The following is a 20,322-nucleotide window of genomic DNA, read 5'->3' on the forward strand; positions in this document are numbered from 1 at the left end:
TTTCAGAGACATGCGGACCGCCACCCTGACCGACACGACCCTGACCGCTCCCGCCCTGCCGGAAATCCGCGCCTTCATCGTGGAGAATTTCCTGCTCGGCAAGGACTCCGGCTTCGACAACAGCGAATCCCTGTTGGAATCGGGGATCATCGACAGCACCGGCATCATGCACGTCGTCGCCTTCCTGGAAGAGCGCTTCGGCATCGCCGTGGATGACGACGACATGGTCGCCGACAACCTGGAATCGGTGGACCGCATCGCCGCCTTCGTCGGCCGCAAGCAGGAGCTGCGCAACGCCGCCTGATCCCACCGGATTGGGAAGGCGAGCGGCCAAGAGACGGGCACCGAAGACGGGCGAAGAAGGACATCACCATGGCCCATCTGGTTCACCAGTTCCTCAGCGAGACGGCCAAGCAGGATCCCTCCCGCACCGCGCTGATCGCCGGGGATGCCCGCCGCAGCTTCGCCGAGCTGGACCGTGAAAGCGACGCCGTCGCCTGCGCGCTCCAGTCGGCGGGGATCGCGCGCGGCGACCGCGTCGCGGTGATGCTGGAGAACTCCATCGAATATGTCGCCGGCCTGTTCGGCACGCTGAAGGCCGGCGGCGTGTTCGTGCCCGTCAACCCCTCCACCAAGGCCGACAAGCTGACCTATCTGCTGGCCGACGCCGGCATCCGGGTCCTGATCGCGCCGGCCGCCCTGGCCCGGCAGGTCCTGCCGGCGCTGGAGACGCTGGAGACGCCGCCGACGGTGCTGTGGGTCGGCGCCGGCCTGCCCGACGGCGCCACCGGCCTGCTCTATGCCGACGCCCTGGCCGCACAGCACCGGCAGCCGGCAGAGCCGGGCCTGATCGACCAGGATCTGGCGGCCATCATGTACACGTCCGGCACCACCGGCCGGCCGAAGGGCGTGATGCTGACCCACGCCAACTACGTCAACACCAGCTGGGCGATCTCGACCTATCTGGGGAACACCCCCGACGACGTGGTGATGTGCGTCCTGCCGCTGACCTTCGGCTATGGCCTGTCCCAGGTGCTGACCGGCGCCCGCGTCGGCTTCACCCTGGTGCTGGAGCGCTCTTTCGCCTTCCCGATGGAAACGCTGAAACGGATGGTGCAGCACCGCGTCACCGGCCTGCCCGGCGTGCCGACCGTCTTCTCCACCCTGCTTGGTCTGGAAGCCGCGAAGACCGCTGATCTCAGCAGCCTGCGCTACCTGACCAACGCCGCCGCCCCGCTGCCGGCCGCCCATCTCCACCGGCTGCGCGAGCGCTTCCCCCAGGCCGTCTTCCATTCCATGTACGGCATGACCGAGTGCTGCACGCGGATCAGCACGCTCGATCCCGCCGAGCTGGACCTGAAGCCGGCTTCGGTCGGCCGCGCCATCCCCAACTGCGAAGCCTTCGTCGCCGATGAGGAGGGCAGCCGCCTTCCTCCCGGCCAGGTCGGCGAGCTGGTGGTGCGCGGCGCCAACGTGATGCGCGGCTATTGGAACCGGCCGGAGGAGACCGCCCGCCGCCTGCGCCGCGGCCCGCAGGGCGAGACCCTGCTCTTCACCGGCGACCTGTTCACCCAGGACGCAGAGGGGCATCTGTACTTCGTCAGCCGCAAGGACGACGTCTTCAAATGCCGCGGCGAGAAGGTCAGCCCCAAGGAAGTGGAAAACGCGCTGTACGAGCTGGAGGGTGTGCTGGAGGCCTGCGTGATCGGCGTTCCCGACGATGCAGACGGGTTGGCGGTCAAGGCCTTCCTCGTCGCCCGTGACGGTGTCGCCCTGTCGGAAGCGGCGATCCGCCAGCACTGCCGCGGCCGGCTGGAAAGCCACCTCGTGCCGAAATTCATCGAGTTCCGCGACAGCCTGCCGAAGACCGACTCCGGCAAAATCCGGCGGGCGGAATTGGTGGAGGAAATCGGCAAGCCGGCACGTCCGGCGGCGGCATCCGTCCGCTCCCCCGCATAGCGGGACGGGGCAGGACGGGAGCGGAACCCTCCCCAGACACACCGCCACCACGAACACTACCCACCCCAGGACAGAGAGCACGCTCATGTGTGGTGTCGCCGGAGTTCTCGCAGGATCGCGTGCCGAACCGGCCGGGCTGGACGAGCTGAAGCGCATGATCGCCATGCTGGGCCATCGCGGCCCGGACGGTTACGGTTTCTACCGTGACGACCGGATCGGGCTTGCCCATGCGCGTCTCAGCATCGTCGGTCTGGCCGGCGGCTTCCAGCCGATCCACAACGAGGATCGCACCCTCTGGATCAGCTTCAACGGCGAGATCTTCAACCATGTCGAACTGCGGCGGGAGCTGGAGGCGCGCGGCCACCGCTTCTACACCCAGACCGACACCGAGGTGATCGTCCACGCCTTCGAGGAGTACGGTCCCGCCACCTGGGCCAAGCTGAACGGCCAGTTTGCCATCTGCCTGTGGGACACCACGCGGCGCGAGCTTTGGCTGGTCCGCGACCGGCTCGGCATCCTGCCGCTGTTCTACGCCCGCCGCGGCGACCATCTGGTCTTCGCCTCCGAAGCCAAGTCGCTGTTCGGCGGCGGCCGGGTGGATCCGGCCTTCGATCCGGCCCGCCTCGCCCAGGTCTTCACCCACTGGAGCACAGCACCGCACGGCAGCGTCTTCGCTGGGGTGGAGAGCGTACCGGCCGCCACCGCGATCCGCGTCGACTCCACGCTGGCGCTGCATGTCGACCGCTATTGGCAGCCCGATTTCGCCACCGACCCGTCGCTGGCCAAGCTATCGCTGGACGAGGCCGCCGACCGGCTGGAGGAGAAGCTGCTCGACGCCATCCGGCTGCGGCTGCGCGCCGACGTGCCGGTCGGCGTCTATATCAGCGGCGGTCTCGACAGCTCGGTGATTGCGGCGCTGGCCCGCAAGCTCGACACCACCCACATGCACAGCTTCGGCGTCCGCTTTACCGATGCCGGCTTCGACGAGACGCCGCAGCAGCGGCTGGTCGCCGGCCATGTCGGGACCGAGCATCACGACATCCTCTGCAGCCCGGAGGACATCCAGGCCGCCCTGCCCGACGTCATCCGTCATGGCGAGATGCCTCTGGTCCGCACCGCCCCCGCCCCGCTGTTCCTGCTGTCGCGTCTGGTGCGCGAGAGCGGCATCCGCGTGGTGCTGTCCGGCGAGGGTGCCGACGAGTGGCTGGCCGGCTACGACATCTTCAAGGAGGACAAGGTCCGCCGCTTCTGGGCGCGGCAGCCCGACAGCAAGGCGCGGCCGAAGCTGCTGGGCCGCGTCCATCCCTTCGCCGCCGTCAATGGCCAGAAGGACAGCCCGCTGTGGCAGGCCTTCTTCAAGCGCGGGATGATGGAGACGGAGGAGACCTTCTACGCCCACCGCACCCGCTGGCGGAACACCGCCTGGTCGCAGCGCCTGCTGTCGGCCGATGTCCAGGCCACCGCCAACGATGCCGCCTTCGAGGCGCATGTGGCGGCCCATCTGCCGGACGGCTGGTCGCGCTGGTCGCCGCTGGCGCGCAGCCAGTGGGCGGAGATCGCCACCTTCATGACCCCCTACCTGCTGTCGGCCCAGGGCGACCGCGTCGCCATGGCCAACAGCATCGAGGTCCGCTACCCCTTCCTCGACCCGGCGGTGGACGACCTGTGCGCAGCATTGCCGGACCGGGTGAAGATGCTGGGCCTGCGCGACAAGCTGGCCCTGCGCCGGCTCGCCGCCCGCCATCTGCCGGCCGAGATCTTCCAGCGGCCGAAGCGGCCTTACCGGGCGCCGATGACCACGGCCCTGTTCGGCGACGGCGCCCCGGACTATGTCCGCGACCTGCTGTCGCCGGACGCCCTCGCCCGCTACGGCCTGACCGATGCCGCGGCCGTCTCCGCCCTGGCCGACAAGGCCCACCGCCAGAACGGCCGCATGGCCGGCGAGCGGGAGGAGATGGCGCTGGTCGGCACGCTGACCCTGCAGATGCTGGCCCGTTACGTCCACGACGAACTGCCCCAGAGCATCCGCGACCAGCGGGCCGCCCTGGACAACGCCGAAATTCACGTGCTGGAGGATCTGGCCGGCAACGCCCGGACCGCCGCACCCCAGCCCACCGCGGCCTGACCGCCGCGACCGTTTCTGCCCGACGATGCATCAACCCCCATTGGGAACCGTGACCATGCTGAACGCCCTCACCTCGTTCGACTCCAAGGCCCTCGATCTGGATTGCGCGGCCGCGGCTCGCGAGATCGAAGACGCCATCCAACGCATCGTCGCCCATGATCTGCGCCGCCAGGGCATCGTGCTCGGCGTGTCCGGCGGCATCGACAGCTCGGTCTGCGCCACGCTCGCCGTCCGCGCCCTCGGGCCGGAGCGCGTGCTGTGCATCCTGATGCCGGAAAAGGAAAACTCGCCGAAGAGCACCCGCCTCGGCACGCTGCTCTGCGAGCATCTCGGCGTCACGCCCGTCATGGAGAACATCACCGGCCCGCTGGAGGCGCTCGGCTGCTACGAGCGGCGCGACAACGCCATCCGCCGGCTGTTCCCGGAATTCGGTCCGGGCTGGAAGCAGAAGATCGGTCTGGCCGGTAATTTGCTGGACGCCGACCGCGTCAACTACTTCACCCTGACCGTCGAATCGCCGGACGGCGAGCGCCAGACCAGCCGCATGCCGGTGGACGTCTATCTCGACGTCGTCGCCGCCACCAACCTGAAGCAGCGCATGCGCAAGACGGTCGAATACACCCATGCCGACCGCCTGAACTACGCCGTGCTCGGCACGCCGAACCGGCTGGAATATGAGCTGGGCTTCTTCGTGCGCGGCGGCGACGGTCTGGCCGATCTCAAGCCGATCGCCCATCTCTACAAGTCGCAGGTCTACCAGATGGCCGCTTATCTCGGCCTGCCGGCGGAAATCCAGGCGCAGTCGCCCAGCACCGACACCTACACGCTGCCGCAGTCGCAGGAGGAGTTCTACTACGCCCTGCCCTACGACAAGCTGGATCTGGCGCTCTGCGCCTACGGTCGCGGTGCCAGCGAGGAGGAAGCCGCGGAGGCGCTGAACCTGACCGTTCAGCAGGTTCATCGCGTCTACAAGGACATCACCGCCAAGCGCCGGACCTCCGCCCGTATCCTGCGCGATGCCCATCTGGTGCAGCCGGTGTCCGTCGGGGATGAGGCATGAGCGTCATCGACTGGAAGCAACGTGGCGTCGCCCGGTATGAACCGGGCGACCACGCCTCCCTGGAGGCATTCCAGCGCGCGCATTTCGGGGCCGAAGCAATCCAGCTGTCCCCAGACCACTTCCATTGGCTGTTCGAAGAACCGCCGGAGCGGGAGCATGAAGGGCCGCAGCTCTGGCTGTGCAAGCGGAACGGTGCGGTGGTCGGCCAGCAGGGTGGCATCCCCTTCACGCTGAAGGTCGGTGAACGCAACCGAAGGGCCTCCTGGGCGATCGACCTGATGGTCGCTCCGGAATGGCGCCTGCGCGGCGTCGGCCCCGCCCTGTCGGAAACCCACACCGGGGCCAGCGATCTCGCCGTGTCGCTGTCGATGACGGAGGCCGCGTATAAATCCTACAAGCGCGGCGGCTGGCTCGACCTCGGCAATGTGCCCACCTATCTGCGGGTGATCGACCCTCTGCGCTGCCTGCGCGTCAGCCCCTATGGCGGCGGTCTGGCCAAGCTGGTCGCCAGGGTGGGCAAGCCGGCGCTGGCGTCGGCCTCGATGGGCTACGGACTTTCGGCCAAGCTGCTCGGTGCCCGGCTGGTGGAAATCGACCGTTTCGACTACCGCGTCGACGACCTCTGGGAGGCGGCGTCGCCGCAGCATTCGGTGATCGCCCGGCGCGACTGGGCCTTCCTGAACTGGCGCTTCGACCTGTCCCCCCAGGCCGACCGCTTCCGCCGCTTCTACGTCATGCGCGGCGAGACCGTTCTGGCCTATGTCGTGCTGCGGGTCGACCACTGGAAGGGCGAGCCGGTCGGCGTGGTCTGCGATTATCTGGCCCGGCCGGGCTGGCTGATGGCGGCCTTCTCGCTGATGACCGAACTGGCGCGCCGGGAGGGTATGGTTGCGCTGATGTGCCGGACGCTGAACGCCCAGGCGGCGCGGCCGCTGTCGATGATGGGTTTCCTCTGCCTCAAGAACGGCCTGCGCACGCCGACCCGCATGATGGTGCGGCCGGCACTCGACCAGCCGGAACTGGCCGGCACGGTGGGCGATCCGAAGAACTGGTTCGTCACCATCGCCGACAGCGACATGGGCTTCAAGGGGTTGGGCGAGTAGACGAAGAGCCCAAACTCCAAACGCGAAAAGGCCGCCTTCCCACAAGGGAGGCGGCCTTTTCGCTGATCGGGATAAAATCGAGTTTCAAGTGACGGAATGCGTCTTCAGATCGTCCATGAAGCGGCTTGCCGCTGTGCATGGCGCCCGGAGAGAGATCAAGCCGATCGAGCGATTAGTAAGGCTTAGCTTCAAGCATTGCTGCCCGTCCACATGCCTCCTATCGACGTGCACTACTAGCGGAGTCTCGGTTGATGTCCTTTCCTCCGGCTACTTAGATGTTTCAGTTCGCCGGGTTCGCTTCCCATACCTATTTATTCAGCATGGGATACCGCTTGCGCGGTGGGTTTCCCCATTCGGAAATTCACGGATCAATGCCTGCTCGCGGCTCCCCGTGACTTATCGCAACGTGCTACGTCCTTCATCGCCTCTCAGTGCCAAGGCATCCACCAGATGCCCTTCAGACGCTTGATCTCTATTCCGAACGTCACGCACAGGGGCAAACCGCTCCTGCCTCGTGGACGCTCATGAAGATGCATCCTCGGTCACTTAAAACTCGACTTTATTCACGATTTGAAAGATCCCGCATTTTGAAAATTTCAAAACGCCAAGCGCTTCTCGTCAATCCGGCCGAGACAGTGCGGATGCACTGTCAGCGGGTGTTCCGGATCGTCGAGAAGGGATGCGCCGGCGGCGGCAGAGATGCGCCATCTGGGCTTTGAAGGTGCCGGACCAGCCAGGGTCGGCTTCCGCCAGCGTTCGTTCTGAGCCAGGATCAAACTCTCAGGTTCAGATCGCGGACCGAAATCCACGACTGACAGGACCGCCTAGGCGATCTCCTGAAACGTCGATACTGATACAGTTTCTCTGCTCAAAAGATGCACAGACGATCCTCGATTGTGCCGATCCCCTTAGGAACCCAGCACCCCAAGGCCGCAACGGCTACCAACTGCCGCCGCCTGCGCATCCCTTCTCGACTTCACGATCTACAATGTCCAAGATCCATTCCGATCACGACAGGCAATCATCCGGTGAACCGGCTTGATGCATCGTCATTTTAAGATCGGAAGAGCGCAAACCGGTCGGTTCGCGCTGGCAGGCAACTTTTCTATCTCTTTCAGCCGAATGGGTCAAGCCCTTTTTTTTCGGCATCTCCACCGAAGCGTCGGCGAAGCAAGGAGAAGAAACGCAGCTGCCCCAATCCATCGGGGCCTCGCCCCTTGGCGTCTTCGCTCTCGTGAAGGGCGCCACCGGTCGAGGGCCGGGTATATACGCAGCCCTTTGAGGCTCGTCCAGGACAAAATGCACTGGCATAGCGATTTTGCCCTACCCCGCCTGTCACAACACCAAGGCCTGCGGTCGGCTGGGAAATGGCGGCCTTACGGTGCCATCGCGCTTGCGGAAGGGGCAACTGGGGGACGATACAGGGGCGCCCCTGCCCCAATCTCCTTAATCCGGCCATGCACGACCCTGCCCTTCTGTTCGACGTCCTGTTCCTGCTGCTGGCCGCGATTCTGGTGGTGCCGCTGTTCCAGGCGCTGCGCATTCCAGCAGTTCTGGGATATCTGGTGGCGGGCGCGACGCTCGGGCCGCACACGCCCGGTCCAGTGGTCGATCTGGCGGTGCCGCAGGTGCTATCGGAATTCGGCGTCGTCTTCCTGCTGTTCGCCATCGGGTTGGAACTGCCGGTCTCGCGCCTGCGGGCCATGAGACATTACATCTTCGGCCTGGGGCTGATGCAGGTCGGGCTGACCAGCGCCGCCATCGGCGGCGCCGCCTGGTGGCTCGGCCTGGCGCCCGAGGCGGCGCTGATCGTCGGCGGCATGCTGGCCTTCTCCTCGACCGCAACGGTGTTGAAACTGCTGGTGGAGCGTGGCGAGACGGTCGCCCGCTTCGGCCGTATTTCCGTCGCCGTGCTGATCTTCCAGGATCTGGCGGTGGTGCCGCTGCTGACCCTGCTGCCGCTTCTAGCCGATCCCGATGCCAGCATTCCGCTGGCCCTGGCGCTCGCCGCGGTGAAGGCGGTGGCCGCGATCCTCGGCATCATGCTGCTGGGCCGGTTCGTGGTGCGGCCGGCCTATCGCTTCATCGCCTCGGCCGGCAATCCGGAGCTGTTCACCGCCACCAACCTGTTCGTGGTGCTGGCGGTCGGCTGGCTGACGGCGGAGGCCGGCATGTCGATGGCGCTGGGCGCCTTCCTGGCCGGGATGCTGCTGGCCGACACCGCCTATCGCCATCAGGTCGAGGCGGACATCGAGCCGTTCCGCGGCCTGCTGCTCGGCCTGTTCTTCATGACGGTCGGCATGTCGCTCGACCTGCCGGCGATGGCGGCGGAAGCGCAGACCATCGCGGCGCTGACCGTCGCCCTGCTGGTCGGAAAGAGCCTGCTGCTGTTCCTGCTTTGCCGGCTGTCGGGGCTGGGGCTGGCGACCTCGCTCCGGATCGGGCTTCTGCTGTCGCAGGGCGGCGAGTTCGCCTTCGTCCTGATCGGCAAGGCGGTCGGCCTGTCGGTGCTGGACGGCCACACCGGATTGCTGCTGTCGTCCTCGGTGGCGCTCAGCATGGCGGTGACGCCGGCGATCGGGGCGGTCGCCCAGCGCATTGCCCAATTGATCGAGGCCCGGTTGGGCGCCGAGGCATTCGGCATCGAAACCAGCGATCTGAAAAGCCATGTGCTGATCTGCGGCTATGGCCGTGTCGGCCAGGCGGTCGCCAAGCTGCTGACCGAGCACAACATCGCCTATGTGGCATTGGATCTGGAACCGCAGCGGATCGCCGCCGCACGGCATGACGGGCTGCCGGTCTATTACGGCGACGCCAGCCAGGGCACCGTGCTGCGCGCCGCCGGGATCGAACGGGCGAGGGCCGCCGTCATCACGCTGAACCGGCCGGACGCCGCGCACCGCGCCGTGGAGGCGATCCATGCCACGGCCCCCTCTCTGCCGATCATCGCCCGCGCCCACGATCTGGGCCAGAGTGCGGCGCTGGCAAGTGCGGGCGCCAGCGCCATCGTGCCGGAAACCATGGAGGCCAGCCTGCAGTTGGCCGGCCTCGTCCTGCGCAGCGCCGGGGTCGAGGCCGCGGCGGTGGACCTCAGCCTGAAGGCCCACCGCGACGGCAATTACCGGACTCTCGCCGATCAGCAGTCGGCGGGTTGACCGCGTTTAGAGTCTGTCTGATGCTTCAATAAGCATCAGACAGACTCTAAGCTTTTGGTTTTCCGTGTGATTCACGCTTCAAGCGATACCGCTTGAATCGATCACACTCTAGCGAGCGAACACCCGCGCCCGGTCGATGTGGATCGCGCAGCGGTCGCCGGCGGCGATACCGAGCGTGGCGAGGCGCTCGCGGTCCATCTCCGCCTCCAACGACAGGCCGGCGAGGTCGATGTCGATCCGGGCATCCGGCCCGACGACATGGATGCCGGAAATGCGCGCCGGACCGGCCGAGGCCGGGGTGACCCCAAGGTCGTGCGGGCGGACATAGGCGACAGCCGGCCCCTGGACGCCGCCCTGGGTCGGGATCGCCAGGGCACCGTCGCCGACACGGGCGATGCCGCCCTCCACCGTGCAGTCGAACCGGTTCACCTGACCGAGGAACTCATAGACGAAGGCGGAGGCCGGGTGGTCGTAGACCTCCGCCGGCGTGCCGATCTGCTCGATCCGGCCCTGGTTCATCACGACGACCCGGTCGGCCAGTTCGAGCGCCTCCTCCTGGTCGTGGGTGACGAAGACGGAGGTGATGTGGATGTCGTCATGCAGCTTGCGCAGCCAGCGCCGCAGCTCCTTGCGGACCTTGGCGTCGAGGGCGCCGAAGGGTTCGTCGAGCAGCAGCACCTTCGGCTCGATGGCCAGAGCGCGGGCCAGCGCCACGCGCTGACGCTGGCCGCCCGACAGCTGCGCCGGATAGCGCCCGGCGAAGGGCGACAGCTGCACCAGTTCCAGCAGCTCGGTCACCCGCCGCTTGATTTCGGCGGAGCCGGGGCGCTCGCCGCGCGGCCGCACCTTGAGGCCGAAGGCGACGTTGTCGAACACCGTCATGTGGCGGAACAGGGCGTAATGCTGGAAGACGAAGCCGACCTGCCGGTCGCGCGGCTTCAGCCCCAGCGCTTCCTCGCCATTCAGCAGCAGACCGCCCCCGTCGGGGCTTTCCAGCCCGGCCATGATGCGCAGCAGCGTGGTCTTGCCCGAGCCGGAGGGGCCGAGCAGGGCCAGAAGCTCCCCCGACTTCACCTCCAGATCGACGGAATCGAGGGCGGTGAAATCGTTGAAGCGCTTGGTGATGCCTGAAACCTGGATCGCCATTGGTCCCGTTTTCCTCTCCAGAGCCCGGCGATCAGTGCCGGGACGCCGCCAGCTCGTCCCCGAAGCGCCACTCCAGCGCGGTCTTCACGACCAGCGTGACCAGGGCCAGCATGGCCAGGAGCGAGGCGACCGCGAAGGCGGCGACGAAATTGTATTCGTTGTAGAGAATCTCGACATGCAGCGGCATCGTGTTGGTCTCGCCGCGGATATGGCCGGAGACGACCGACACGGCGCCGAACTCGCCCATCGCGCGGGCATTGCACAGCAGCACGCCGTAGAGCAGGCCCCATTTGATATTGGGGATCGTCACCCGCCAGAAGGTCTGCCAGCCGGACGCGCCCAACACCAGTGCCGCCTCCTCCTCGTCGGAGCCCTGTTCCTGCATCAGCGGGATCAGTTCGCGCGCCACGAAGGGGAAGGTGACGAAGATGGTTGCGAGCACCAGTCCGGGTACGGCGAAGATGATCTGAACGCCCATGTCGCGCAGGTAGGAGCCGAACAGCCCGTTCATGCCGAACAGCAGGACGTAGATCAGGCCGGAGATCACCGGCGACACCGAGAAAGGCAGGTCGATCAAGGTGATCAGCAGATTCTTGCCGCGGAAGTCGAACTTGGCGACGCACCAGGAGGCGGCGACGCCGAACAGCAGGTTGGCCGGCACCGAAATGGCGGCGACGATCAGCGTCAGCTCGATCGCTGCGACCGCGTCCGGTTCGGTCAGTGCCAGCCAATAGGCGCCAAAACCACGGCGCAGCGCCTCGACAAACACCGCCACCAGGGGAAGCAGCAGGAACAGCGCCAGGAACAGCAAGGCTCCGCCGATCAGCAGCGCCCGGACCCAGCCGGGTTCGGTCAGCGCGGATCGCCCCGGCGGCACCGGGATGGAGGCCGGGGCGGTTATGCCGGTGCTTGCAGACGTCTCAGCGGGCATGGCGCGACCTCATCCACTGCTGAAGGAGGTTGAGGATCAGGAGCATGACGAAGGACACCCCCAGCATCGCCGTGCCGACCGCGGCGGCGCCGGCATAGTCGTACTGCTCCAGCTTGATGACGATCAGCAGCGGCAGGATCTCCGTCAGGCCCGGCATGTTGCCGGCGATGAAGATGACCGAGCCGTATTCACCGACACCGCGGGCAAAGGAAAGGGCGAAGCCGGTGACCAGCGCCGGCAGGATGGCCGGCAGGATGACGCTGCGGAAGGTCTGGAAACGCGAGGCGCCCAGCGAGGCCGCTGCCTCTTCCTCCTCCGCCGGCAGATCCTGCAGGATCGGCTGCACCGTGCGGACGACGAACGGAAGGCCGATGAAGGTCAGCGCGATGGCGATGCCGAGCGGCGTGAAGGCGACCTTCATGCCGAACAGCTCGTTCAGCGGCTTGCCCAGCCAGCCGTTCGGGGCATAGAGCGCACTCAACGCGATGCCGGCCACCGCCGTCGGCAGAGCGAAGGGCAGATCGACCAGCGCATCCACTAGCCGCTTGCCGGGGAAGTCGTAGCGGACCAGCACCCACGCAACGAGGAAACCGAAGATCGCGTTGGTCAGCGCCGCGGCGAAGGACAGCCCGAAGCTGACCTCGAAGGCGGCGAGAACGCGGGGCGTCGTCACCGCCGACCAGAACCCGCTCCAGCCGAGCCCGCTGGACCTGACGATCAGGGCGGCCAGCGGGACCAGCACGATGAAGCCGAGATAGCTGAGCGTGAAGCCCAGCGTCAGCCCGAATCCGGGGAGAACGCTGGGCTTCCGGAAGAGAGGAACGGGGGCGCGGACCGTCACCGCACCCCCCTTTCCTGCCAGAGCGCCGTCGCTGTCGGCAGCGGCGACCATAGGTCAACGCCCCTTCTGGAAGATCTGGTCGAAGACACCACCGTCCGAGAAATGCTTCTCCTGTGCGGCACGCCAGCCCCCGAATTGGTCGATGGTGACCAGCTTAACATCGGCGAAGCGTCCCGCATACTGGCTCGCCAGTTCCGGAAGACGGGGACGGTAGAAGTTCTTGGCGGCGATCTCCTGTCCTTCGCGGGTATAGAGGAACTGGAGATAAGCCTCGGCCACCTTGCGGGTTCCCTTGCGGTCGACGACCTTGTCGACGACGGCGACCGGCGGCTCGGCCAGGATCGACAGGCTGGGGACCACGATCTCGAACTTGTCAGCGCCGAATTCCTGCAGAGACAGGTAGGCCTCGTTCTCCCAGGCCAGCAGCACGTCGCCGATCTCGCGCTGGGTGAAGGTCACGGTGGCGCCGCGGGCGCCGCTGTCCAGAACCGGGACGTTCTTCAGCAGCTGCGCCACGAATTCCTTGGCCTTGCCCTCGTCACCGCCATTGGCCTGGAGGGCGTAGGCCCAGGCGGCCAGATAGTTCCAGCGCGCGCCGCCCGACGTCTTCGGGTTCGGGGTGATGACCTGGACGCCCGGCTTCACCAGATCGTTCCAGTCCTTGATCCCCTTCGGATTGCCCTTCTTCACCAGGAACACGATGGTCGAGGTGTAGGGAGAGCTGTTGTTCGGCAGGCGGCTCTGCCAGTCCTTCGGCAGCAGCCCGGTATCGGCGATGGCGTCGATGTCGTAGCCCAGCGCCAGGGTCACGATGTCGGCATCCAACCCGTCGATCACAGAACGCGCCTGCTTGCCGGAGCCGCCGTGCGACTGCCGCACGGTCAGCGCGCGGCCGGTTTCGGCTTCCCACTTCTTGGCAAATGCCTTGTTGAACTCAACATAGAATTCCCGGGTGGGATCGTAGGACACGTTCAGCAGCGAGTCCTTGGAATCGGCAGCGGCCACACCCAGCCAGGCCATGGTCAGACCGGCGGCGAGAAGAGTCAGGCGGCGAAGCGACATGACAGGGGGTCTCCTTCGGTGGCTCCTGAATTGCACGGGAATTTTTCGTGGTACCCGCGGCAACTTTTCTATTTCTTGTGTAGAGTTTGCCGATGGCTGGCACGCTTGGGAAGTGGTTTTTTCGCCGATTCCCGCGGGAAATCCGCGAGACACAATCAACCCATTGGCGGTAAAGCAAAAAACGCGTTCAGAAAATCCGTGCCGCCCCTCATCGCCAAGCCCGCGCCGTGTGGGGGGCAGATGGGGAAGGTTGACCGGAAGCGGAAACTTTACCGGCCTTGCCGTGTTGATTACCGACAGATCGACATTGTCAGGAGCAAACGCAATGGCTGGCCCTTCCCGGAATGTGGGCACCGAACTCCCGAAGGCCGGCACCTCGCGGGGCCTGGGGCGCCCCGCCATGTGGACCATTCTCGGCATCCTCGCGGTTCTCTCCCTGCTGCTGCTGTTCTTCCCAACCTGGTAACGGCAGCCGGCGGCCACGTGCCTTCCCGATCCGGGTCGGCACGTGGCAACCGACCCAGCGGCCGACATGGCGACCATGTCGCGGAGCGAGTGCATTGACAGCTGTCGGCATCGCACCTATCGGTGGAAACGGATGCCGGCACAATTCCGCCCCGTCGAGGCGCCGCCGCCGGCCGCTGCGCCAGCCGGGACTTTTCCAACGATGCAAGCCTCCGATTCACATGCCACGGAACTGACCGACCTGATTGCCCGTCTTTGCGGTCCGGCCGGAACCGGCGAGGCGCTGAAGGCGATCTCCGACAGCTGCGAGTCCGCCAGGGCCGCGGGGTTGGGGCAGGATGCGGCGACGATGGAAAAGCTGGACGGCGCGACCGCCGGCCTTGACCCCATCCTGCGGGAATCGGCGCTGGCCTATGTCTCCGGCGATCTGCGCCGATACCTGCATATCCTGGAGATGCTGGACACTGTGCTGGATCTGGCATCGCTGGACGGCATCAACCAGATCTTCTGGTCGATGCAGCGCCAGCTGTTCCTGATGCGGATGGATTTGGGCTCGGTGCCCGATTTCGTCGGCAAACATCTCTTTCCCTTCTACGAACGGTTCCTGCGACAGGTTGCGGTGCGGCTGGAACTGGATCCGGCCGGACGGCAGGCAGGCATGCCCGATGCGGGGCGGGTGGTCATCGTGACCAACCAGTTCCTGTCCGCCGAACACCAGCCGTCGCGCGACCTGCTGTTGCTTGCAGTGCGGTTGCAGCGTGACCTGGGCCGGACGGTGCTGGTTCTCAACACCAACATGATGCCGGACCGCTATTACAGTGCCTTCGTCCCGCCCTTCGCCGCCGCGGTCGAAGACAGGCTGTCGGGAGAGCAGACGATCCGCTGCGATGGCGAGCGGATCCGCATGCTGTCGTCCATCGTTCCCGGCGTCACAGCCGACAAGCTGTCCGGCTTCCTGTCGGCGGTGGAGGCGTTCGACCCCGATCTGGTGATCGGTTTCGGCGGTTCGGTGATCGTCGCCGACCTGTTGGGACGCGCGTATCCGGTCATGTGCGTGCCCACCACCAGCGGGCGGACCATGTCGCTCGCCGACATTGTCCTCGGCTATGGCGATCATGCGCCGCCGGCCGACGGGAGTCGGCTGGCGCGATCCTGGCGGCCGTCGCGCTTCACCCTGTCGGTACACCGCACGGGGGATACCGCGACGCGCGCCCAGTTCTCCCTACTGGAGGGGGAGTTCGTCTGTGTCGTTGTCGGCAACCGGCTGGATGCCGAGGCCGACGGCACGTTCCTGGAGTTGCTGGGACGGATTCTGGACGCGGTGCCGCAGGCTCTGGTGCTATTCGCCGGCGGGGTGGAACGCTTGCCCGGGCGGCTGGCCGCGAACCGCCACGCCGGACGGCTGCGCAGCCTGGGCCATGTCGATCGGATGGAGGCGCTGGTCTCGGTCTGCGACCTATTCGTCAATCCGCGCCGTACGGGCGGCGGCGGCGGGGCGGCGCAAGCGATGGCGGGCGGCCTGCCGGTGCTTTCCTTCGAGGTCGGCGACGTCGCCAGCGTGGCCGGACCATTCTTCGTGGTCGCCGACGACGACGCCTTCGTCGCCCGCGCCGCCGCCCTGGCGGGCGATCCGGAATTGCTGGCCGAGGCGCGGCAGGAAGCCCGCAGCCGCATCGAGGCAGTCGAGCGGGAGGGCGCCGACATCGCGCAGCTTTCCGCCTATATGGCCGAGGCGGTCAGCCTGTTCGATAAGCGGAGATAGCGGCATGCGCTTCCTCCTATGCGGACAGGGCACGTCGGAAATCCTGTGGTCGATCCAGGCGGCTCTGGTCGATCTGGGACACGAGTCGGTGCTGGCGCTGCCCGACATCTCACAGGATGTGATCGACCGCCGCATCGACGCCCTGTTCGTGCTGAATTTGTTCGAAATCCCCAGGCCGACCGTGGAGATGCTGCGCGACTACATCGCGCAGTTCGGCACGCCGCCGGCCATCGTGCATGTGTGCCTGAAGCACCCGCTGGAAGAGATCGGCGCCGTCAACGCCGAGCAGATCCGCGATGCCAACCGCTGGATGGCCGAGAACGACGTTTCCATGTGGTGCATGTGCCAGGGATCGGCCGAGCAGGCCGTCCGGCTGGGGCTGGGCCGGGTCTTCCACGAGCCGCTGGGCGTCCATCGCTGGATTTGCACCGCCCCCGCAGCGGACGGGTCGGTCGATCTTTACAAGCGCTGGATGGCACCGGACACGCCTGGACTGCAGCGCCACCCCTATGCGGCGATGAAGGGGCAATCCGATGCCGATGCGGAATCGTCGGTGCGGGACCGCATCCTCTATCTGGGACAGGGCTGGCCCGAGCATCCGGAAGCCGGGCGTGAGCCGGTTCAACCGGCAATCCGGCGCGATGCGGAAGCGGTGGCGGCGGCGATGACGGAGCGGCCGGCACTGCACCGGGTGCAGGCCATGGACCGTTGCGGGTTGACCGACCGCTCGGCGGACCCGGCCTGGACGCTGGACTTCAACCGCGCCTTCACCATCGCCTTCGCAGTGGAGAACCGCCGCCGCTTCGCCACCGCCCTGCGCCGCGGCCTGGGCGAAGGGTTCTCGCTGTGGGGCAATGGATGGGAACGCTTCGGCCTCAAGGCCGGTCCGGTCTCGCCGGCCCCGCGCAACGCCTACCCCGACGCGGCGGCCTGCCTGGATTTCGGCAGCCTCGCCTTCGACACGGTGATTTTTCCCAGAACGCTGGAGATCGTCAAACGCAACGGGCTGCTGGTCAGCTGGCGCCATGCCGACACCGACCGGCTGTTCGGGCCGACTGAGGACCGGTTGACCTTCGCGGGCGAGGATGACGCCGTCAGCCTTCTCGCAGCTCTGTCCGTCGACGCCGACCGCCGCGCGAAGCTGCGGTCGGCGCATCTGGAACATTGCTTCGACGCTCTGGCGCTGACCGCCATCCTGCCGCGGGTCATCGGGCGCGCCTGTCGCTGACAGGGCCTATTCCCGCTTTCGCCGCTGCGCCTTGCGGATGATCGTCTCGATGCAGTCGAGCACACGGGACGCGTTCGCCAGCCGGCTTTCGGCATCCGGCGCCTCCAGCGTTGCCGACAGGCGGTCGTCCTGCGCCCGCAGCACACCTGTCGAGCGCTTCGCCAGCGTCGCCGCCCTGGCCGCGGCACGCTCGCCCCGCAGGGTGACCGCCACGCCCGCCGGGCCGCAGCCGAGCGAGGCGATGCCCAGAGCCCGGCAGCGGCAGCGCAGCCCGGCGATGGCCAGCAACCGCTCCACCGGGGCCGGCAGCGGGCCGAAGCGGTCTTCCATCTCCTCGCGCAGGGCGTCCAGTTCGCCCGCCTCGCGGGTGCGGGCGATGCGGCGGTGCAGGCCGATGCGCAGTTCCTCCTCTGGGATGTAGGCCGACGGGATGCAGTGCGGCACCGCGACCGTCACCTCCGGATCCCAGCGCGCATCGGGCTGGCGGCGCAGCGCCCGCAGGGCATCGGCCAGGATGCGCTGGTAGAGTTCGGTCCCAACCGCACGCAGATGGCCGCTCTGGTCCTCGCCCAGCAGGTCGCCCGCCCCGCGCTGGTCGAGGTCGAGCATGCTCAGCACGAAGCCGCCGCCCAGGCTTTCGATCACCTCCAGCGAGCCGAGCCGGCGCGCTGCCCGCTCCTCCAGCGGGTGGTCGGGGTCGGTCAGCAGGTAGGCATAGCCCTGCACCGCCCCGCGCCCGACCCGGCCTCGCAGCTGGTGCAGCTGGCCCAGCCCGAACAGGTCGGGGCGGAACAGCAGCAGCGTGTTGGCACGCGGGATATCGATGCCGGATTCGATGATCGGCGTCGCCAGCAGGATGTCGCTCTCGCCATCGACGAAACCCATCACCGCATCGTCCAGCGCCGCCGCCCCCAGCCGGCCATGCGCCACGGCGATGCGGGCTGACGGCACGAGCCCGCGGATCCACGCCTCCAGTTCGCCGAGGTCGGCGATGCGCGGGGTGACGCAGAAGACCTGCCCGCCGCGTCCCAGCTCACGCAGCAGGGCGGCACGGGCGGTGGCCGGGTCGCGGGGCGTGACGGCGGTGCGTACCGGCCGGCGGCGGGCCGGCGGCGTATCGATGATGCTGAGGCCGCGCAGGCCCGCCAGGGCACCCTGCAAGGTGCGCGGAATCGGGGTGGCGCTGAGCGCCAGGCTGTGGATGCCCTTGATGCGCCGCTTCAACGCCTGCTTCTGCGTCGCGCCGAAGCGCTGCTCCTCATCCACCACCATCAGGCCGAGGCGCTGGAAGCGGACATCCTTGGACAAAAGGGCATGGGTACCCATGACGATGTCGACCGATCCGTCGGTCAGCCCGGCGCGCACGCGGTCGCCCTCGGCCTTGGTCATGGCGCCGGTCAGCGGCTCCAATCTGATGCCGAAGCCGGCGAAGCGGCGGCGGAACACCTCCAGATGCTGGCGGGCGAGGACGGAGGTCGGCGCCATCACCGCGACCTGATGGCCGGCGAAGGCAACCGCGGCCGCCGCGCGCAACGCCACTTCGGTCTTGCCATAGCCGACGTCGGCGCAGACCAGATGGTCCATCGGCTGGCCCTGGCGCATGGCGTCGAGCACGGCCTGGATGGCCCGGCGCTGCCCCTCGGTCGGGTCGAAGCCGAACCGGGCGCCGAAGCGGCGCATGCGGTCGGCCGGCGGGTCGATGACCGGCGCCGTCTCCCGCCCGCGGCGGCGGGCTTCGCGCAGGATGCCCTTGGCGGTCTCGCCGATTTCCGCCTCCAGCACGGCGCGGCGTTCCAGCCAATGGGCGTTCTTCAGGCTGTCGAGCTTCGCGCCGGTGTCGGCCGAACCGTGGCGCCACAGCCGGTCGAAATCGGCGGTCGGCACCAGCAGCCGGTCGTCATGGGCATAGTCCAGCACTAGGAAATCGGCAGTGGCATCCTCGCCGTCGCCGGAGACGATGGTTTCCAGCCCGATCAGCCGGCCGATGCCATAGTCGAGGTGCACGACGAAGTCGCCGGTCGACAGTTCCGACGGGGCCAGCGGGGGCCGGACCTGCGCTTCGCCGCTGCCCTCTTCGGCATGGCGGGGAGCGACCAGCACGGTCATGCCGTCGCAGGTGAAGCCGTCGGCGCTCCGCAAAGCCAGTACGGCGCAGTCCCCCGCAGCCAGCGGTGGATCGGGCCAGCGGTCCAGCCGGGGCACCGGGCGCCCCAATGCCGAAGACATCCGCCCGGCCAGCCGGTCGGCCTCGCCCGCACCGGAGCGGGCGGCGAGCAGCACGGCACGGCCCTCCCCGACCAGACCCGCCGCCCGGCGCAGCAGCGTACGCTCGGTGCGCACCGCCTCCACGACAGCGCCGGTCGCCACCTCCACCGGCAGCAAGGTCCGGGCAGCCAGTTTTGCCTCCAGCGCGTCGGCGTCGATCAGCCGGCGTTCCAGCGGCGGGACCGGCAGCAGACAGGGATCGTCGCGACGGATGCGCCTGTCGATTCCGGCCTCGGCAAGATCGTCGGCCCTTGCCTCGATGCGGTCGCGCGCACCGGCGTCCAGCACCACCAGCGCGTCCGGCAGCAGATCCAGCAGCAACGGGCAGTCGTCGAAGACATTGGGAAGCTGGAGGTCGAAGGCATAGGGCCGGCGGCCTTCCTCCAACTCCCGCCGCAGCCCCTCCGGCAGGGCGGAGCCCAATCCGGCAAGGCCGGCGGACAGCCGGTCGAGCATCTCCGGCCCGACGATCAGGTCGGTGACCGGCCCCAGTGCAAGCTCGTCAATCGACTCGACCGAGCGCTGGGACACCGGATCGTAGAGGCGCAGGTCGCGCACCACCCCGTCGGCGATGTCGCAGCGGACCGGACGGTCGCAGTGGCCGGGAAAGACCTCGACCACCGCTCCCCGGATCGCAACCTCGCCGGGCTCGTCGACCCGGTCGTCCATCACGTAGCCGTTGCGGGCGAACCAGCCGCGCCATGCAGCCTCGTCATAGGCCATGCCGCGGCTCAGGCGGAAATGCCCACCCGCCCAGGCCTGCGTCGGCGGCAACCTCTGCAAGGCCAGATCGGCGGAGGCCACCACCAGCCGCCCACCGACAGGGTCCTCCCTTTCGGCAAGCCGCATCAGCCCGGCGGCGCGGCGGCCCAGCACGGCCCGCGACGGGGCGGCACGGTCGCCGGCCGCCGTCTCGTCGATGGGCAGCAGAATGGTGTCGAGATCGGGAAAAAGATCGCCCACCAGCCGCGCCAGCCGGGTGGCGCGCGCATCGCTGCGGGCGAGCAGCAGGACACCGCCGGGCCGCCGGGCGAGGGCCGCAAGCCGGACGGCCAGTTCGCCCTCGCTGCCGACCGATAAGCTGGCGGGGGACGATGCCGGGACCGGAAACGGCGCATCGGGGGCGGGTTCGGCGACGGGAAATCCGTCAAGCATGTGGGCAGGCTCCGCTGTATCGCACCGTACGCCCCCCGATGGGAGGGACGTCAGGGCCGCGAAGG

The 20,322-nt window shown here is 67.6% G+C and carries 15 protein-coding genes and 1 other annotated feature; of the genes, 9 read left to right on the forward strand and 6 right to left on the reverse strand.

Annotated features, from left to right (window positions below):
- Window positions 1–10: 10 nt before the first annotated feature.
- The 5 genes from CRT60_RS17275 to CRT60_RS17295 all read left to right on the forward strand — a co-directional run bounded on the left by CRT60_RS17275 (window position 11) and on the right by CRT60_RS17295 (window position 6,247).
- Complete coding sequence (locus CRT60_RS17275) at window positions 11–304, forward strand: phosphopantetheine-binding protein (protein ID WP_098737743.1); 294 nt, start codon at window positions 11–13, stop codon at window positions 302–304.
- Between the two features lie 68 nt (window positions 305–372).
- Complete coding sequence (locus CRT60_RS17280; RefSeq protein ID WP_098737744.1) at window positions 373–1,959, forward strand: class I adenylate-forming enzyme family protein; 1,587 nt, start codon at window positions 373–375, stop codon at window positions 1,957–1,959.
- Window positions 1,960–2,044: 85 nt separating this feature from the next.
- A complete protein-coding gene (gene asnB, locus CRT60_RS17285) occupies window positions 2,045–4,084 on the forward strand; it encodes an asparagine synthase (glutamine-hydrolyzing) (protein WP_098737745.1) in 2,040 nt (679 codons plus the stop codon).
- Between the two features lie 55 nt (window positions 4,085–4,139).
- Window positions 4,140–5,144: an NAD(+) synthase gene (nadE, locus tag CRT60_RS17290; protein WP_098737746.1), complete on the forward strand. Its 1,005-nt coding sequence runs from the start codon at window positions 4,140–4,142 to the stop codon at window positions 5,142–5,144.
- Complete coding sequence (locus CRT60_RS17295) at window positions 5,141–6,247, forward strand: GNAT family N-acetyltransferase (RefSeq protein ID WP_098737747.1); 1,107 nt, start codon at window positions 5,141–5,143, stop codon at window positions 6,245–6,247. The genes nadE and CRT60_RS17295 overlap by 4 nt, the downstream gene beginning before the upstream one ends.
- A 174-nt stretch (window positions 6,248–6,421) precedes the next feature.
- Window positions 6,422–6,676, reverse strand: a sequence feature (23S ribosomal RNA rRNA prediction is too short).
- 579 nt (window positions 6,677–7,255) lie between these two features.
- Here CRT60_RS17295 and CRT60_RS35745 read toward each other — a convergent pair.
- Window positions 7,256–7,450: a hypothetical protein gene (locus CRT60_RS35745; RefSeq protein WP_143273301.1), complete on the reverse strand. Its 195-nt coding sequence runs from the start codon at window positions 7,448–7,450 to the stop codon at window positions 7,256–7,258.
- 254 nt (window positions 7,451–7,704) lie between these two features.
- Here CRT60_RS35745 and CRT60_RS17300 point away from each other — a divergent pair, with 254 nt between their 5' ends.
- Window positions 7,705–9,402 (forward strand): monovalent cation:proton antiporter-2 (CPA2) family protein, encoded by a 1,698-nt coding sequence (locus CRT60_RS17300; RefSeq protein ID WP_098737748.1) that lies wholly within the window; start codon window positions 7,705–7,707, stop codon window positions 9,400–9,402.
- 108 nt (window positions 9,403–9,510) lie between these two features.
- On the opposite strand, the gene CRT60_RS17305 is transcribed toward CRT60_RS17300, so the two are convergent.
- From CRT60_RS17305 to CRT60_RS17320, 4 genes are read right to left on the reverse strand one after another with little or no spacing between them, the layout of a single operon-like run.
- Complete coding sequence (locus tag CRT60_RS17305) at window positions 9,511–10,548, reverse strand: sulfate/molybdate ABC transporter ATP-binding protein (RefSeq protein WP_098737749.1); 1,038 nt, start codon at window positions 10,546–10,548, stop codon at window positions 9,511–9,513.
- A 31-nt stretch (window positions 10,549–10,579) separates the two neighbouring features.
- Window positions 10,580–11,479, reverse strand: a complete 900-nt coding sequence (gene cysW / locus CRT60_RS17310; protein ID WP_098737750.1) for a sulfate ABC transporter permease subunit CysW — start codon at window positions 11,477–11,479, stop codon at window positions 10,580–10,582.
- Entirely contained in the window at window positions 11,469–12,371 is a 903-nt protein-coding gene (gene cysT, locus CRT60_RS17315) for a sulfate ABC transporter permease subunit CysT (protein ID WP_098737751.1), read from the reverse strand. The genes cysW and cysT overlap by 11 nt, the downstream gene beginning before the upstream one ends.
- Window positions 12,372–12,374: 3 nt before the next feature.
- Window positions 12,375–13,382: a sulfate ABC transporter substrate-binding protein gene (locus CRT60_RS17320; protein WP_098737752.1), complete on the reverse strand. Its 1,008-nt coding sequence runs from the start codon at window positions 13,380–13,382 to the stop codon at window positions 12,375–12,377.
- A gap of 325 nt (window positions 13,383–13,707) precedes the next feature.
- On the opposite strand from CRT60_RS17320, the gene CRT60_RS36205 reads away from it, so the two are divergent.
- The 3 genes from CRT60_RS36205 (at window position 13,708) to CRT60_RS17330 (ending at window position 16,837) form a co-directional block, all read left to right on the forward strand.
- The gene (locus tag CRT60_RS36205; protein ID WP_161958069.1) at window positions 13,708–13,848 is read left to right on the forward strand and encodes a hypothetical protein; all 141 of its coding nucleotides are present in this window, start codon (window positions 13,708–13,710) and stop codon (window positions 13,846–13,848) included.
- Between the two features lie 201 nt (window positions 13,849–14,049).
- On the forward strand, window positions 14,050–15,609 hold the full coding sequence (locus tag CRT60_RS17325; RefSeq protein ID WP_098737753.1) for a glycosyltransferase: 1,560 nt from the start codon (window positions 14,050–14,052) through the stop codon (window positions 15,607–15,609).
- Between the two features lie 4 nt (window positions 15,610–15,613).
- Complete coding sequence (locus tag CRT60_RS17330; RefSeq protein ID WP_098737754.1) at window positions 15,614–16,837, forward strand: glycosyltransferase family protein; 1,224 nt, start codon at window positions 15,614–15,616, stop codon at window positions 16,835–16,837.
- Between the two features lie 6 nt (window positions 16,838–16,843).
- Here the strand turns inward: CRT60_RS17330 and CRT60_RS17335 are convergent, their stop codons facing one another.
- Complete coding sequence (locus tag CRT60_RS17335) at window positions 16,844–20,257, reverse strand: DEAD/DEAH box helicase (protein ID WP_098737755.1); 3,414 nt, start codon at window positions 20,255–20,257, stop codon at window positions 16,844–16,846.
- Window positions 20,258–20,322 lie beyond the last annotated feature (65 nt).

The sequence above is a fragment of the Azospirillum palustre genome, from assembly GCF_002573965.1.
GTDB lineage: Bacteria > Pseudomonadota > Alphaproteobacteria > Azospirillales > Azospirillaceae > Azospirillum > Azospirillum palustre.

Bases quoted from the DNA above. Each gene is read 5' to 3' on its own strand.
- cysT (WP_098737751.1), bottom strand. From the start codon at position 12,371: ATGGTCGCCGCTGCCGACAGCGACGGCGCTCTGGCAGGAAAGGGGGGT.
- nadE (WP_098737746.1), top strand. From the start codon at position 4,140: ATGCTGAACGCCCTCACCTCGTTCGACTCCAAGGCCCTCGATCTGGAT.
- asnB (WP_098737745.1), top strand. From the start codon at position 2,045: ATGTGTGGTGTCGCCGGAGTTCTCGCAGGATCGCGTGCCGAACCGGCC.
- CRT60_RS36205 (WP_161958069.1), top strand. From the start codon at position 13,708: ATGGCTGGCCCTTCCCGGAATGTGGGCACCGAACTCCCGAAGGCCGGC.
- CRT60_RS35745 (WP_143273301.1), bottom strand. From the start codon at position 7,450: ATGGATTGGGGCAGCTGCGTTTCTTCTCCTTGCTTCGCCGACGCTTCG.
- CRT60_RS17295 (WP_098737747.1), top strand. From the start codon at position 5,141: ATGAGCGTCATCGACTGGAAGCAACGTGGCGTCGCCCGGTATGAACCG.
- CRT60_RS17300 (WP_098737748.1), top strand. From the start codon at position 7,705: ATGCACGACCCTGCCCTTCTGTTCGACGTCCTGTTCCTGCTGCTGGCC.
- CRT60_RS17330 (WP_098737754.1), top strand. From the start codon at position 15,614: ATGCGCTTCCTCCTATGCGGACAGGGCACGTCGGAAATCCTGTGGTCG.
- CRT60_RS17275 (WP_098737743.1), top strand. From the start codon at position 11: ATGCGGACCGCCACCCTGACCGACACGACCCTGACCGCTCCCGCCCTG.
- CRT60_RS17325 (WP_098737753.1), top strand. From the start codon at position 14,050: ATGCAAGCCTCCGATTCACATGCCACGGAACTGACCGACCTGATTGCC.
- CRT60_RS17320 (WP_098737752.1), bottom strand. From the start codon at position 13,382: ATGTCGCTTCGCCGCCTGACTCTTCTCGCCGCCGGTCTGACCATGGCC.
- cysW (WP_098737750.1), bottom strand. From the start codon at position 11,479: ATGCCCGCTGAGACGTCTGCAAGCACCGGCATAACCGCCCCGGCCTCC.
- CRT60_RS17280 (WP_098737744.1), top strand. From the start codon at position 373: ATGGCCCATCTGGTTCACCAGTTCCTCAGCGAGACGGCCAAGCAGGAT.
- CRT60_RS17305 (WP_098737749.1), bottom strand. From the start codon at position 10,548: ATGGCGATCCAGGTTTCAGGCATCACCAAGCGCTTCAACGATTTCACC.
- CRT60_RS17335 (WP_098737755.1), bottom strand. From the start codon at position 20,257: ATGCTTGACGGATTTCCCGTCGCCGAACCCGCCCCCGATGCGCCGTTT.